At 64.9% G+C, this 14,993-nt stretch carries 8 protein-coding genes; 6 read left to right on the forward strand and 2 right to left on the reverse strand.

The window, feature by feature from the left end:
* Window positions 1–188 precede the first annotated feature (188 nt).
* From ACKVY0_RS27005 to ACKVY0_RS27020, 4 genes are all read left to right on the forward strand, one after another.
* Window positions 189–5,201 carry a beta strand repeat-containing protein gene (locus tag ACKVY0_RS27005; protein WP_409217981.1) on the forward strand — a complete coding sequence of 1,671 codons (5,013 nt, stop codon included), beginning with the start codon at window positions 189–191 and terminating at the stop codon, window positions 5,199–5,201.
* Window positions 5,202–5,272: 71 nt separating this feature from the next.
* Complete coding sequence (locus ACKVY0_RS27010) at window positions 5,273–6,976, forward strand: beta strand repeat-containing protein (protein ID WP_409217982.1); 1,704 nt, start codon at window positions 5,273–5,275, stop codon at window positions 6,974–6,976.
* A 278-nt stretch (window positions 6,977–7,254) separates the two neighbouring features.
* Window positions 7,255–9,081 carry a hypothetical protein gene (locus tag ACKVY0_RS27015; RefSeq protein ID WP_409217983.1) on the forward strand — a complete coding sequence of 609 codons (1,827 nt, stop codon included), beginning with the start codon at window positions 7,255–7,257 and terminating at the stop codon, window positions 9,079–9,081.
* Window positions 9,082–9,135: 54 nt separating this feature from the next.
* A complete protein-coding gene (locus ACKVY0_RS27020; RefSeq protein WP_409217984.1) occupies window positions 9,136–10,683 on the forward strand; it encodes a hypothetical protein in 1,548 nt (515 codons plus the stop codon).
* An 88-nt stretch (window positions 10,684–10,771) separates the two neighbouring features.
* Here the strand turns inward: ACKVY0_RS27020 and ACKVY0_RS27025 are convergent, their stop codons facing one another.
* Window positions 10,772–11,740 (reverse strand): PmoA family protein, encoded by a 969-nt coding sequence (locus ACKVY0_RS27025; protein WP_409217985.1) that lies wholly within the window; start codon window positions 11,738–11,740, stop codon window positions 10,772–10,774.
* 46 nt (window positions 11,741–11,786) lie between these two features.
* Window positions 11,787–12,620, reverse strand: a complete 834-nt coding sequence (locus tag ACKVY0_RS27030) for a TatD family hydrolase (RefSeq protein ID WP_409217986.1) — start codon at window positions 12,618–12,620, stop codon at window positions 11,787–11,789.
* Window positions 12,621–12,666: 46 nt separating this feature from the next.
* Between ACKVY0_RS27030 and ACKVY0_RS27035 the strand changes: the two genes are divergently transcribed.
* Window positions 12,667–14,142: a hypothetical protein gene (locus tag ACKVY0_RS27035; RefSeq protein ID WP_409217987.1), complete on the forward strand. Its 1,476-nt coding sequence runs from the start codon at window positions 12,667–12,669 to the stop codon at window positions 14,140–14,142.
* 64 nt (window positions 14,143–14,206) lie between these two features.
* Window positions 14,207–14,941 carry an MIP/aquaporin family protein gene (locus tag ACKVY0_RS27040; RefSeq protein WP_409217988.1) on the forward strand — a complete coding sequence of 245 codons (735 nt, stop codon included), beginning with the start codon at window positions 14,207–14,209 and terminating at the stop codon, window positions 14,939–14,941.
* Window positions 14,942–14,993: the final 52 nt, after the last annotated feature.

The raw sequence follows: 14,993 nt of genomic DNA on the forward strand, positions 1-14,993 counted from the left end.
AGGGCGTGAGGCCCCCCTCCCAGCCCTCTCGAAAAATAGTTTCACATTCTTCGGAACGTCCGCTCCCGGAATCCGTGCATCCCCTCTGACGGGCTCTTTTCGCCCGTCTCCCCGTCTCCAAGTCTCCAAGTCTCCCCGTCTCCAAGTCTCCAAGTCTCCCAGTCTCCCAGTCTCCGCCGCCGCCTGCCATGAAAACCACACACCGCCTCCTCACCCTCGCCTGCCTGCTCCTCCCCGCTCTCACGGGGCAGGCGGCCAATCAAACCTGGATCGGCGGCTCTTTGATTGATGGGAACTGGTCCTCCGGGGGCAACTGGTCCGGCGGCGCGGCTCCGGGCAGCACTTCGGTCACCAACAGCCCGGACATCGCCACCTTCAATGCCGCCATCGCCAATGGCTGGGGCACCCTCGCGACGCCCATCGTCATTGACTCCACCACGCAGAACATCTTCGGCCTCACCTTCACCGGGGCGGCGGGCAGCTACGTCATCGGCACCACGGGCGGCAATGCGCTGCGGCTGAGCAGCACCGGCACCATCCAGATCGCCAGCGGGCTGACGGCCACGAACGTCATCCAGACCATCAACGCTCCACTGTCGCTCCGGGGCACGACCTACACCTTCCGCAACGACAGCGCCAGTGGCACCGGCGCGGGCAGCGGCACGCTGGTCATCGGCGGTGCCATCTTCGGTGCCACCGGGGCCACCACGCTCACCCTCACGGGGTCGAATACGAACGCGAACACCCTCAGCGGCAGCATCTCCAATGGCACCGCCACCAGCGTGGGGGTGACGAAGACCGAGGCGGGCACCTGGGTGCTCACCGGGGCCAGCACCTACACCGGGGCCACCTCGATCAGCGGCGGCACCCTCACCCTCGCCTTTGGCACCGTCAGCAGCGGCATCATCTCCAGCAGTTCCGCCCTCACGATGAGCGGTGGCACGCTCCAGCTCACCGGCACCGGCACCCAGACCTTCAACGGCCTGACCACCAATACCAACACCGGCAGCCGCATCCTGCTGGGCAGCGCTCAAACCCTCACCCTGGGGGCCTTGACCAGCGCCGGGACCAATTCCGCGCTGAACTTCCACACCGCCGCCGGTGGGGCCAGCGGGGCCACCGTGGGCACGGGCCTCGTCGTGCTCACCGGCCAGACGGCGGGGAATGTCATCAATTCCGGGTTCACCGTCACGGACAGCACCGGCTACGGCCTGGCCACGGTGAATGCCTCGAATCAGGTGATCCGCAAGACGGATACCGCTCTGCTGCCCGCCAGCGGGGCGGTGCTGGGCACGCACTACCAGATCGGCAACAATGCAGGCGGCACCGGTGCGGCTGGCAGCTCCACCCTGGCCATCACCGCCAGCCAGACGGCAGGCAGCATCACCGTGGACACCACCGCCGCCGCAGGCGCTGTTACCCTGGGCAGCGGCGTGCTGCTGGACACCAGCACCTGGAACTTCGGCGGCAGCACCAGCAGCACGAACCCCTGGAGCATCAGTGGCAACACCAGCGGCGCGGGCCTCCGCGCGGCGGGGAACAATGGCGCGATCCAGATCAACAACTTCGCCACCGGCACCATCACCTTCACTGCGCCTATCCTGGCCTTCGGCACGAACCCGGTGACCCTCAAAGGCAGCGGCACCACCGTCTTCGCCGGGGTGAACACCTACACGGGTGCGACCACCATCAACGGAGGCACCCTGCGCTTGACCGACGCGGGGGCGCTAGCGGACACCACAGCGGTGAATGTCTCGGGCGCGGCCGCCATCTTCGACATCTCCGCGATCAGCGCGGCCGGTGAGACGGTTGGCTCTCTGGCGGGCGCGGCAGGCTCCTCGGTGCTGCTGGGGGGCAAGACCCTCACCGCAGGAGGAGACAACACGGACACGACCTTTGCCGGTGTGCTCAGCGGCACAGGCGGCAGCCTGACGAAGGCGGGCACCGGCACGCTGACGCTCACCAGCGCGAGCACCTACACCGGCACCACCACCATCAGCGCGGGCACGCTGCAGCTTGGCTTCCAAGGCACCACGGGTTCGCTGGCCACCACCAGCGCGATCACCAACAACGGCACCCTGGCCTTCAGCCGCATCGACACCGTCACCCAGGGCACCGACTTCGCCACGGTCATCAGCGGCACCGGAGCCGTGACAAAGCTCTTCACCAACACCCTCGTGCTCAATGGCGCGAACACCTACGCCGGCCTCACCACCGTCAGCCAGGGCGTGCTGAACATCCGCCATGCCGAGGCGCTCGGCAGCACCGACGCTGGCACCACCGTCAGCGCCGGCGCGGCCTTGCAGCTCCAGGGCGGCATCTCCGTCGGTGCGGAGGCGCTCTCGCTCAACGGCAACGGCATCAGCACCACCGGGGCACTGCGGAACATCAGCGGGGACAACTCCTACGGCGGGGCTATCACCCTGGCAGGCAACACGCGGATCAACTCCGACGCTGGCCTGCTCACCCTCAGCACCATCACCGGGACCAATCGCGCGCTCACCGTCGGCGGCGCGGGGAACACGACCGTCCAGGGCATCATCAGCACCGGCACCGGCGCGTTGACCAAGGACGGCACCGGCACGCTCACCCTCACCGCAGCCAACACCTACACCGGCAGCACCACCATCAGCGCGGGCACCCTGAGCTTGAGCGGCGCGGGAGCACTGGCGGACACGACAGCGGTGAACGTGTCGGGCGCGGCCGCCATCTTCGACATCTCCGCGATCAGCGCGGCCGGTGAGACGGTTGGCTCTCTGGCTGGCAATGCAGGTTCCTCGGTGGTGCTGGGGGGCAAGAACCTCACCCTCGGAGCCGACACGACCACGACCTTTGTCGGCGTGCTCAGCGGCACAGGCGGCAGCCTGACGAAGGCGGGCACCGGCATCCTCATCCTCACCGGAGCGAACACCTACACCGGCACCACCACCATCAGCGCGGGCACGCTGGGGATTGGCAATGGCACCACCACGGGATCACTTTCCGTCCTCAGCCCGATCACCAACAACGGCACACTGACCTTCGACCGCAGCAACACCGTCACCCAGGGCACGGACTTTGGCCCCGTCATCAGCGGCACGGGAGCCGTGACGAAGAACGGCACCGGCACCCTCGTGCTCAATGGCGCGAACACCTACGCCGGCCTCACCACCGTCAGCGTGGGCGTGCTGAACATCCGCCATGCCGAGGCGCTCGGCACCACCGCAGGCGGCACCACCGTCAGCAGCAGCGGGGCCTTGCAGCTCCAGGGCGGCATTGCCGTCGGTGCGGAGGCGCTCACACTCACTGGCAACGGCATCAGCAGCACCGGAGCGCTGCGGAACCTCAGCGGGGACAACACCTTCGCCGGAGCCATCACCCTGACAGGCAACACGCGGATCAACTCCGACGCCGGCCTGCTCACCCTCAGCAGCATCACCGGGACCAATCGCTTCCTCACCGTCGGCGGCACGGGGAACACGACGATCCAAGGCATCATTGGCACTGGCACCGGCACGCTGACGAAGGACGGCACCGGCACGCTGACCCTCACCGCAGCCAACACCTACACCGGCCTCACCACCATCAGCGCCGGGGCGCTGAACATCCGTCATGCCGATGCACTCGGCACCACCGCAGCAGGCACCAGCATCACCAGCGGCGCGGCCTTGCAGCTCCAGGGTGGCATCACCACTGCGGCGGAGGCGCTCACACTCAATGGCACCGGCGTCAGCAGCACCGGAGCGCTGCGGAACATCAGCGGGGACAACACCTTCGCCGGAGCCATCACCCTGGGCAACGCTACACGGATCAATTCCGACGCCGGCCTGCTCACCCTCAGCAGCAACTTAGCGTCCAGCCAAGCCCTCACCGTCGGCGGTGCGGGGAACACGACGATCCAGGGCATCATCAGCACCGGCACCCCGTTGACGAAGGACGGCAGCGGCACGCTCACCCTCACCGCAGCCAACACCTACACCGGCGGCACGACCATCAGCGCGGGCACCCTGATCTTGAGCGGCGCAGGGGCGCTAGCGGACACGACGGCGGTGAACGTTGCTGGCACGACCGCCATCTTCGACCTCTCGGCGATCAGTGCAGCCGGTGAGACGATTGCCTCTCTGGCGGGCGCGGCAGGTTCCTCGGTGGTGCTGGGGGGCAAGACCCTCACCGCAGGAGGAGCCAATACGAGCACGACCTTCGCCGGTGTGCTCAGCGGCACAGGCGGCAGCCTGACGAAGGCGGGCACCGGCATCCTCAGGCTCAACGGCGCGAGCACCTACACCGGCGCCACCACGATCAGCGCGGGCACGCTGCAGATTGGCAATGGCAGCACCACGGGATCACTTTCCGTCCTCAGCTCGATCACCAACAACGGCACGCTGACCTTCAACCGCAGCGACACCGTCACCCAGGGCAGCGACTTCGCCCCCTTCATCAGCGGCACGGGAGCCGTGACGCAGAACGGCACCGGCACCCTCGTGCTCAATGGCGCGAACACCTACACCGGCCGCACCACGGTCAATGGCGGCACGCTCACGCTCGCCTTTGGCACCGTCAGCAGCGACATCATCTCCAGCAGCTCCGCCCTCACCCTGGGCGGTGGCACGCTCCAGCTCACCGGCAGCGGCAGCCAGACCTTTGCCGGCCTGATCACCACGGCCAGCACCGGCAGCCGCATCCTGCTGGGTAGCGCTCAAACCCTCACCCTGGGAGCCTTGGACGACATCGGGTCCAATTCCGCGCTGAACTTCCACACCGCCGCCGGTGGGGCCAGCGGGGCTACCGTGGGCACCGGCCTCGTCGTGCTCACCGGCCAGACGGCGGGGAATGTCATCAATGGCGGCTTCACCGTCACGGACAGCACCGGCTACGGCCTGGCCACGGTGAATGGCTCCGACCAGGTCATCCGCCTGACCGGTGCCAACCTGCTGCCCGCCAGCGGGGCGGTGGTGGGCACGCCCTACCAGATCGACAACAACAACGGCGGCACCGGTGCGGCTGGCAGCTCCACGCTGGCCATCACCACCAGCCAGGCGGCGGCCAGCATCACCGTGGACACCACCGCCGCCGCAGGCGCGGTCACGCTGGACAGCGGCGCGGTGCTGGACACCAGCACCTGGAACTTCGGCGGCAGCGCCAGCAGCACCAACCCCTGGAGCATCAGCGGCAGCGCGGGGGGGCGGGCCTCCGCGCGGCGGCCACCGGTGAGACGATCCTGATCAACAACTTCGCCGCAGTCACCATCACCTTCACCGCGCCCATCCTGCAAAATGGCGCGACGGCGAACGCGGTGAACCTCGGCGGCACCGGCACCACCGTCTTCGCCGGGGTGAACACCTACAACGGCGCCACCACCGTGCGCGGCGGCACGCTGGAGGTGGCCAGCACCGGTGTCATCAATCATGCAGGCAGCCTGACCGTCGCCTCTGCTCCCGGAGACAGCGCCACCCTGCGGCTGCACACGGGCGGCAGCGTGAGCAACTTCACCGCCACCCTGGCCGACGGCGTAGGCAGCCACGGCACGGCGACTGTCAGCGGCGGCACCTGGACCAGCAGCAGCGGTCTCACCATCGGCTCCAGAGGTACCGGGGTGCTCAACCTCAGCGGCACGGGAGCCATCAGCAACACCAGCGCTAGTCTGGGCGCCAACGCAGGCAGCCTCGGCACGGCGAATGTCAGCGGCGGCACCTGGACCAGCAGCGGCAGTTTCGCCATCGCCGTCGCCGGCACCGGGGTGCTCAATCTCAGCGGCACGGGAGCCGTCAGCAACACCTTGGCCATCGTGGGCAGCGTCGCAGGCAGCCACGGCACGGCGAATGTCAGCGGCGGCACCTGGACCAGCAGCGACAATCTCACGTTCGGTGAAAACGGCACCGGGGTGCTCAACCTCACGGGCGGCACGGTGCATGTCGGGGGCCTAGCAGGCACCGGCACGGTGACGCTGGGCCTCAACGCAGGCAGCGTCGGCACGCTGAACCTCGGCACCGGCGGCACGGTGGGCACGCTCAATGCCGCCACGGTCACGGGCGGCAGCGGCACGGGGGTGGTGAACTTCAACCACAGCGGCAGCTACAGCTTTGCCCCGACCCTCACCGGCACCCTGAGCGTGAACAAGCTCGGCTCCGGCACCACCACGCTCACCGGCACGAACACCTACTCGGGTGCCACGCTGATCAGCGCGGGCACCCTGCAACTCGGCAACGGCGGCACCACCGGAACTCTGGGTGCCACCAGTGCGATCACCAACAACGCCACGCTGATCTTCAACCGCAGCGACACCATCACCCAGGGCTCGGTCATCACCGGCAGTGGTGAGGTGAGGCAGAACGGCACCGGCACGCTCACACTCAGCGGCGCGAACACCTACACCGGCGGCACAGCCATCAGCGCGGGCACGCTCAACCTCACCAACGCCACCGACAGCGCCACCGGCACCGGCGGCCTCCTCCTCGATGCCGGCGCAGTCCTCTCCGGCACCGGCAGCCTCAACGCCGGAACCAACGCCATCACCCTCAATGGCACCCTCACCATCGGCGACACCACGCTCGGCTCCGCCGTGCGCACGGATCTCGAACTCCGCACCACCGGCGGCCCCGGCATCACGCTCGGCAGCACGGGGATTATGCAGTTTGACCTCTTCAGCGGCGCTGGGGCCGGCGACAACACCGCCATCCCCACCGCCAGCGATCTCCTCATCCTCTACGGCGACATCTCGGTGCTCAGCGGTGCCAGCCTGCTCATCAACAACCCCAACAACCTGTCCGCCTGGGCCATCGGCGACCAATGGCGGCTCTGGGACGTGACCAATGCTGGCACCCGCACCGGCAATTTCGCCCTCGCCAACATCCTCGCCCCCGCCCTCAGCGGCAAGGTGTGGAACTTCGACAGTCAGACCGGCGTCCTCAGCATCGTCAGCAACATCCCCGAACCCAGTCGTGCCATGCTGCTCATGCTGGGCCTGTGCGGCATGATGATACGGCGGCGCCGCGCATAAATCGTCCTCGTCCTCGTCCTCCTACTCGAACTCGTCCTCGATTCTGACGCACCGCCCCGAACCAGAAGCTCCGCACCACACGCCCTTTCGCCGCCGCAGATCATAGCAAATCGTCCTCCTACTCGAACTCGTCCTCGTCCTCGATTCTGACGCCATCGCATCGTCCCAGAACTCCCAATCACACCCAAACCTTCATCGTGACTTATCCCGTCATTCCAACTGCCATGACCGAGGACGAGTAGGAGGACGAGTTCGAGGACGATTGTTCACCCCGAGCCATGCTTCAAGTCCAGCACCGCCCCCTCAAACTGCCCGGGCTGATCATCGCACGCCTGCTCGCCTTCATGCCGCGCTGGGGGCGCTGGAGCATCGCCGCCGTGGCGCTGGTGATGCCCGTGCTGGCCTTCACTCATGGTCATGCGTTTAAGCAGGCGGTGAAAGCCGCGTGGTCACGCTGGGACGTGCGCCGTGCCGTGCCGCTGCTGCAAAACGAGCTCACCGCCCAGGAGGGGGTGCATCTCCTGCTCCGTGCCTTGATGCGCTCACCCAACGAACCCGAGGTCATCCGCACCATGGCCCAGCTCACCGATCAGGCCGGCATGCCCTTCCACTCCCGCTTCTTCTACGAGCACCTCGCCCGCCGCAACGCCGCGACGGCGGAGGACAAACTGCGCCACGCCGCTACTCTTGCCCGTTTGCACGATCAGACCGGCGCGCAGATCGCCCTGAGGAAGTTCGCGCAGGACGAGGGCGAATCCCCCGCGCTCTGGCGCACGCAGGCCGAGATCGCCGCTAGCAGCGGTGATTTTGCCAGCGCGCGTGCCGCCTTGAGCAAAGTCCTCGCCCAAGTGCCGCAGGATGCTGCCGCCACGCTCGATCACGCCAAATCCACGGCCTTTTCTCCCGAGGCTGATCAACAGCGGGCCGGGATCGAACAACTGCTCGACCTCTTCGAAAAATCCATGCGCGACTACGACTCCACGCAGCGCACGCACTGCTTCTGGACGCTCTCCGGCATGACCCTCCACGACACGGCGCAGCGCGACCGCTTCGCCGCGCTGATCGACCGCATGCCATGGAAAAAACTCGAGCGCCGCGTCATGCAGCGCCTGCTGCAGGCGTCGCTCAACCCTTCGGAGTCCGAAAAGGACCGCCTCCGCGACTGGTTGCGTGAGATGTTTGTCCGCGAAGCCGACACCGAGGCCGAGGAGCGGCTCTCCATCGCCAAAATGCTCCAGCGGCACGGTCTGCACCTGCTCGTGCTCGAATGGATCACCTTCGATCTCGGTTTGAAGGATACCGCGCTCTGCACCACGCGGCTGGACAGCCTCATCGCCACCCAACTTTGGACTGAGGCTGTGGCCATGGTCAATCATCCCGGCACACCGCTGCCACGCCCGCTCCAGGCCATCATGCAAGCCCACCTCGAACTGCTGACCACGGGTGGCAAGACGCTCAAAAGCGGCGAACTGCTGCAGGAGGCGCTCACAGCCGCCCGCGAGCGCGGCAACCAGGGTGCCTTCGTCGCCATCGCCCACATGGCGGCGCAGTTTGGTCATCATGACATCGCACTGATGGCTTACACCGAGGCCATGGACCCGCGTTTCCCGGTGGCCCTGTTTTTGGCCGGCCCCTTCATCCAGGAGGCGCGCCGCGCCGGAGGCTCTGCCAACATCGTGCTGCAGCAGCTCACCCGGCGCATGCAGGACGAGGCATGGAACCAGGATCTCCTGCGCCAGGTGCGCTACTACCAAGTCCTGTGCGGGGAGCGCCTTGAAGTCGTCGAAGCCGAGGCCGCGCAAAGGTGCAGGGAACAACCGCAGGACGTGTACAGCGCCTTTCTGGTCGCCTTTGCCAGGCTGCGCCTCGGGCAGACGGCGGACCTCAAATCCTGCCTTCCGCTACTCTCCCAGCCGCACGCCTGGACCGAGGGAGAGCGTGCCGCGCTGCATGCCATCTTCCACGCTGCTGCCGACGATGACGCCGCCGATTCCTTCAAGCAAGGCATCGCGCCTGATGCCGCGCTCTATCCTGAAGAACGCCGCTTGCTGGCGGCGGAAAAGGAAGGTGACAGGACTTTCAAAGCCGCCCAAAAGGAGCATTGACCTTCCCCGGCCAAACCGGGAGACTCGGGTTAATTCCAACCAGGGAGGTTAATCATGAACGAACCGCAATCCCGTCGTGAGTTCCTTGCCGATGTCGGCAAAGGCACTCTTCTCGCCACCATCGGCCCCGCGCTGGCCGCCGAATTCGGCATCTCATCTGCTGTCGCTGAAGAAGCGCCGGCGGCGCTCAACTTTGGCGGCATGGAGTCGCTCGTCTGCTTCATGCAGGAGACGCCCGTGTCGAAATTGCAGCCCGCGCTCGCTGCGAAGCTCAAGGACGGCGTGCCGTTGAAGAAACTCGTGGCCGCAGGCGTGCTCGCCAACGCACGCACCTTTGGCGGCGAGGACTACATCGGCTTCCACACGCTGATGGCGCTGCATCCGGCGCTGAAAATGGCTGCGTCGATGCCGGACAAACAGGCCGCGTTGCCGGTGTTCAAGGTTTTGTATCGCAACACCAACCGCATGCAGGAAAATGGCGGTCGTGGCGACGAGGTGCTGCATCCTGTGGCCGCTGGCACGGACAAACCGACTGCGCAGCAGCTTCACGACACGGTGAAACGCAAGGACACCGCCGGCGCGGAGAAAATCTTTGCCACCATGATGCAAAACAGCGCGGACGATGGCTTCAACGCGCTGCTCGAATGCGTGCAGGACAATCCCGAGGTGCATCGCACCGTGCTGCCGTATCGCGCCTGGGATCTGCTCGATCTCGTGGGCCGCGAGCATGCCACCACCATGCTGCGCATGTCGCTGCGCTATTGCCTGAACGCGGAAAAATACCGCCGCCCCGAATGGGACGAGCACAGCAGGGCGCTGACGAAGCTGATCGACGAGAACAAGCTCATGGGACGCGATCCCGGCACGCGCTCGATGGAGGACGGCGTCATGGAGAAGCTCAGCATCACCATCTTCAGCGGCACGCCCGAAACGGCTGCTGGCGCGGTGGCCGCCGCGCTTGCTGAAGGATTCGATCCACATGAAATCGGCGAGGCCATCTCGCTGGCCGCGAATCAACTCGTGCTGCGCGATCATGGTCGTCCGCCGGAATGGGAATCGCCCGGCAAACCGGCTGGCAGCACGCATGGCGACTCTGTCGGCGTGCATGCGAGCGATTCGGTGCATGCGTGGCGTAATCTCTCGCAGGTCAGCAAGGGAAGAAACGTCTTTGCCTGTCTCATCCTCGGCGCGTGGCAGGTCGCGCGGGATCGCACCAGCAGCGGGCAGCGTTTTCTCGAATGGGAGCCGCTGCCCGCGAAGCGCCAGATCAGTGCGTTCACGGATCAGGTGAAACTGCTCGCTGAACTCGACGATAACATCCGTCTGAATCTTCAAGGGCATGCTGCTGGCGTCGTGCATCGCTGCGGCATGCAGGGCATCGCGCCGGAGACCGTGTTTCAGAGCTTGCTGCGCTACGCCGTCAGCGAGGATGGCGCGTTGCATGCGGAGAAATACTTCCAGACCACCTGGGACGAGTTCCATCGCACCCGTCCCGCCTTCCGCTGGCGTCATCTCACCGCGCTCGCCCGCGTCACCGCCAGCGAGTTTGGCCGCCCGGCACCCGGACAGGCCGAGGCGCGGGAACTGCTCAGCGTTGCGTGAAGCGGCAAGAGCGCGAACATGACGAAGAAAAGCAGAAGCCCGAATGACGCATTCGTCATTCGGGCTTCGCTCATTCATTCGTCATTTTTTACCGCGTCTCCTTCGCGTAGGCGGCAAACGCTTCGGCGATCTTCCCGGCTTTCTCGTCGCCTTTGTGGAAGATGAAGCGGTGGCGGAGCTTGATGCGTTCGTCCTGCTTCAATTCCACGGCACCGCTCTCAGTCTGCAGTTTCAACTGCGACAGGCCGAAGGGATTCGCGGTGAACAGGCCATAGGTGCGGGCGTGCCAGGGCGTGGGATGGCGGAAGCTGCTCGGGTGGTTGAGCATCGCGATACCGAGCTGCTCGCCTTCGACCGGGCCGTTGAAGTCACACCATGTCGCACGCTTGCCCCAGGCATCGGCGTCTTTGTTGCCTTCGCTGTTGATGATCTTGCCGCCCTCCTTGGCATCGACGGACATGCTGTGCGGCACACGGATGCTCAGACCGGCGTCTTTGCGGTCGTCCACTTTCACTGTGCCATTGCTCGCGATCAAATCGACATCCACGTCGATCAGGCGCGACTCGCCTTCGACCTTGAACGTCATGCAGCGCTCCTCGGTGATGATGACTTTGCCCTCCTGATCAACATAATCAGAGAGCGCATAGATCACGCCCGTTTTGCCGCCGGTCAGCTCCTTGAATTCGCGATGCTTGATGCGGCCCAGCAGCTTGCGCTGCTCGCTGCCTTTGCCGGTGGTGCCGTACGAGGCCTCTTCCGCCCAGGTGTTGAAGCCGCCGATGTTTTCGTGGCCGAAATTGAGTCCGCGATGGTGCGGGTGGTCCTGCTTTTCGCCTTCGACGTTCTTCATCGGGTAGGAGCGTGTCATCGACTTGCCCGTGGGGCCGTAGATCGGCCAGAGGTAAGGCTTGTTCGCCTGATCGACGACGTATTCGGCGAACACCTGCCCGTCCACCTTCACCAGGGCGCCACCGGTGGCGGTTTTTTCGACGGTGAAGTCAGCGGCGCTGACAAACGCGGTGAGCAAGAGCGTGGCGAGGAGTACGAGTGATTTCATGGTGGTGGCAGAGAACGTGGTGAGATTGAAATGCTTTCGCAGGAGATCAATCGCAGCCGCGGAAGAAGGCCAGCGCATTGCGGGCGGTGTCCGCAGCGACCTGATCGACCGTTTCACCGCGCAGTGTGGCGATGGCGCGTGCGGTGTCGGCCACATAGGCCGGTTCGCAGCGTTTGCCGCGATGCGGCACCGGCGCGAGGTAGGGCGCGTCGGTTTCGATCATGTAACCGTTCGCCGACACCAGACGTGCCGTCTCGGCAATGACACCGGCGTTTTTGAAGCTGACGATGCCGGTGAAGGAGATGAGGTGGCCGCGCTCCAGCAGCGGCCGCGCCTGCTCCAGCGTGCCGGTGTAGCAATGAAACACGCCGCGCAGCCGGTCGCTGAACGGCAGCACGAGCGCGGTCAGATCGTCCCAGCTCTCGCGGTTGTGCAAGATCACGTTCAATTTCGCTTCCGCTGCGAGTTCGAGCTGCGCGGTGAGCACTTGGGCCTGATGCGCCTTCCAATCGTCGAGCGTGAAGCCCGCCGGCGGCGCGTGGAAGTAATCGAGGCCGATCTCGCCGATGGCGCAGACCTTGGGATGCTTGGCCAGTTCGCGCAATTCATCGAGCCAGGCGGTGCCGGAGACTGTGTCCGCATCACAAGGATGAATGCCGACTGCCACGCGCACATCCGGCTCGTGTTCGGCCAGGGAGAGCAGCTTGCGAGCGTTTTCGAGATCGGTGGCCGGTGCGACCATGCGCGTGATGCCCGCTGCGCGTGCGCGCTCCAGCACGGCGGGCAGGTCGTGGTCAAACTGCTTGTTGGCGAGGTGGGTATGCGTGTCAAAAAACATGCCCTGCGCCTTCGCATCTGCGATTCGAGTGTCAAGCGGCACGAAATTGTCCTTTCCACGCGCATGGGATTGGTGATACACCAGCAGCATGATTTTTCGTCTGTTTTTGATTTTACTTGGCCTGCCGCAACTTCTCAACGCTGCGCCGGAGGACTGTTTTGCCATCCATGTGGTTGATGAGACCACCGGGCGCGGTGTGCCGCTGATCACGCTGAAAACGACCAATCACATCGCGCTGACCACCGACAGCGCGGGCTGGATCGCTTTCAACGAGCCAGGTTTGATGAACCGCGTCGTGTATTTCGGAGTGGAGGGACCGGGTTACGCGTTGCCGAAGGATGGTTTCGGTTTTGCCGGAGTGAGACTCACGCCGGTGGCCGGGAAAACAGCGGAGGTGAAGGTGCTGCGCACGACCATCGCCGAGCGACTGTGTCGGCTGACGGGGCAGGGGATTTACCGCGACAGCACGTTGCTGGGCCATGAGGCACCATTGCCGCGGCCGAACTTGTTTGCCGATGTGATGGGGCAGGACTCCGTGCAGGTGGTGCCGTGGAAGGGACGCTATTTTTGGATCTTCGGCGATACGCAGCGCCCAAACTACCCGCTGGGAAATTTTCACTCCACCGCTGCCTGGAGCGATCCGCCGGACAAAGGCGGCCTTGATCCTGAGCACGGCATCCACTTTGAATACATCACCGATGACAATGATGCCGTGGCGAAGATGCTGCCCGTCGATGAACCCGGCGTCGTGTGGTTGTTCGGCATGTGTACGGTGATGGACGCGGCGGATAAGGAGCACCTCCTCGCGCATTACTCGCGCTGGCGTGACCTCGGCAAGCGGCTGGAGCATGGCCTCGCGGAGCTGGATGAAACCACCGAGCGATTCCGCCGTATTGCCGTGCTGGGGGATGAATTCGAGTGGCAGCATCCGCAGCACAACGCTGTGCGCGCTAAAGGCGCGGATGGTGACTGGATCTATTTCGCTGCGCCATTCTGCCAGACGCGCGTGAAGGCGGACTACGAATCCGTGCAAAACACCTCCGCCTATGAGTCGCTGCTGTGGTCAGCGGAGCATGGCGACTACGTCTGGCAAAATTCGCAGAAGCCGACGTCACAGAAAGACGAGGAGAAACTCATCGCCGCCAAAACCATGCCAGCGAGCAAGGCGCGCATGCAGGTCGTCGATGCGCAGACGGGTAAGCCAGTGCATCTGCATGCCGGCAGCGTGCATTGGAACAAGCACCGCGAACGCTGGGTCATGATCGCCGTGCAGGAGGTCGGCGATGTGTCCTATCTCGGCGAAGTCTGGTATCTCGAGTCGAAACAGATCGAAGGCCCGTGGCGCAAGGCGGTGAAAATCGCCACGCATCCGAAGTACAGCTTCTACAATCCCAGCCATCACGCCTTTTTCGACCAGCTCGACGGTCGCGTTATTTTCTTCCAAGGCACCTATGCCGAAACGTTTTCCGGCAATCCCGTCGCCACGCCGCGCTATGACTACAATCAGCTCATGTATCGGCTCGATCTCGATGACGAGCGGCTGAAGGCGGCCAGAGCGGATTAGAATCTTGCCCTTTTTCACGTGGCTCGATAGCCTGCGCGGAAATTCAACCAACCAGCCAACGCCTATGTCCGCCAATCTCGCAGAACTTCTCGGCACGATGATCCTGATCCTCCTTGGCGACGGTGTCGTCGCGAACGTGGTGCTCAAACAGACCAAGGGACACAACGCGGGCTGGATTGTCATCACCGCAGGCTGGGCTTTCGCGGTGGCGGTGGGTGTTTACTGCACGAATGCCATCAGCGGTGCGCATTTGAATCCGGCAGTGACGCTGGGCCTCGCGGCGATTGGGAAATTCGACTGGGCGCTCGTGCCCGGCTACATCGCCGCACAGATGGCCGGCGCATTCCTTGGCGGCGTTCTCGTCTGGCTGGCCTATCTCCCGCATTGGAAAGTGACGGATGATCAAGGAGCCAAACTCGCCGTCTTCAGCACCGGTCCGGCGATCCGCCACACGGTGGGCAATCTGATCTGCGAGATCATCGGCACCGCCGTGCTCGTGCTCGGCGTGCTGGCCATCCTGTCACCCACGAACCTCGTGCCCAACTCCGGTTTCGACAAAGGCTTCGCTCCCGCGCTCGTCGGCCTGCTCGTGTGGTCGATTGGTCTCTCCCTCGGCGGCCCTACCGGCTACGCCATCAATCCCGCCCGTGACCTCGGTCCGCGTCTCGCACACTTCGTGTTGCCGATTCCCGGCAAAGGCAGCTCCGATTGGAGCTACGCCTGGATTCCCGTCGTTGGCCCGATCATCGGCGGCGTCATCGGTGCGCTGGTTTACAAGGCGCTGTGGCCGGTGGTGTGATGCTTGCATGAGAACTTGAACCGTCGCTTTGATCAACTAACCTCATATCAAC

The sequence above is a fragment of the Prosthecobacter sp. genome (assembly GCF_046154365.1).
Lineage (GTDB): Bacteria > Verrucomicrobiota > Verrucomicrobiia > Verrucomicrobiales > Verrucomicrobiaceae > Prosthecobacter.

Excerpts from the sequence above, each read along its gene's own strand:
- ACKVY0_RS27005 (WP_409217981.1), top strand. The coding sequence starts at position 189 with ATGAAAACCACACACCGCCTCCTCACCCTCGCCTGCCTGCTCCTCCCC.
- ACKVY0_RS27015 (WP_409217983.1), top strand. The coding sequence starts at position 7,255 with ATGCTTCAAGTCCAGCACCGCCCCCTCAAACTGCCCGGGCTGATCATC.
- ACKVY0_RS27020 (WP_409217984.1), top strand. The coding sequence starts at position 9,136 with ATGAACGAACCGCAATCCCGTCGTGAGTTCCTTGCCGATGTCGGCAAA.
- ACKVY0_RS27025 (WP_409217985.1), bottom strand. The coding sequence starts at position 11,740 with ATGAAATCACTCGTACTCCTCGCCACGCTCTTGCTCACCGCGTTTGTC.
- ACKVY0_RS27035 (WP_409217987.1), top strand. The coding sequence starts at position 12,667 with ATGATTTTTCGTCTGTTTTTGATTTTACTTGGCCTGCCGCAACTTCTC.
- ACKVY0_RS27040 (WP_409217988.1), top strand. The coding sequence starts at position 14,207 with ATGTCCGCCAATCTCGCAGAACTTCTCGGCACGATGATCCTGATCCTC.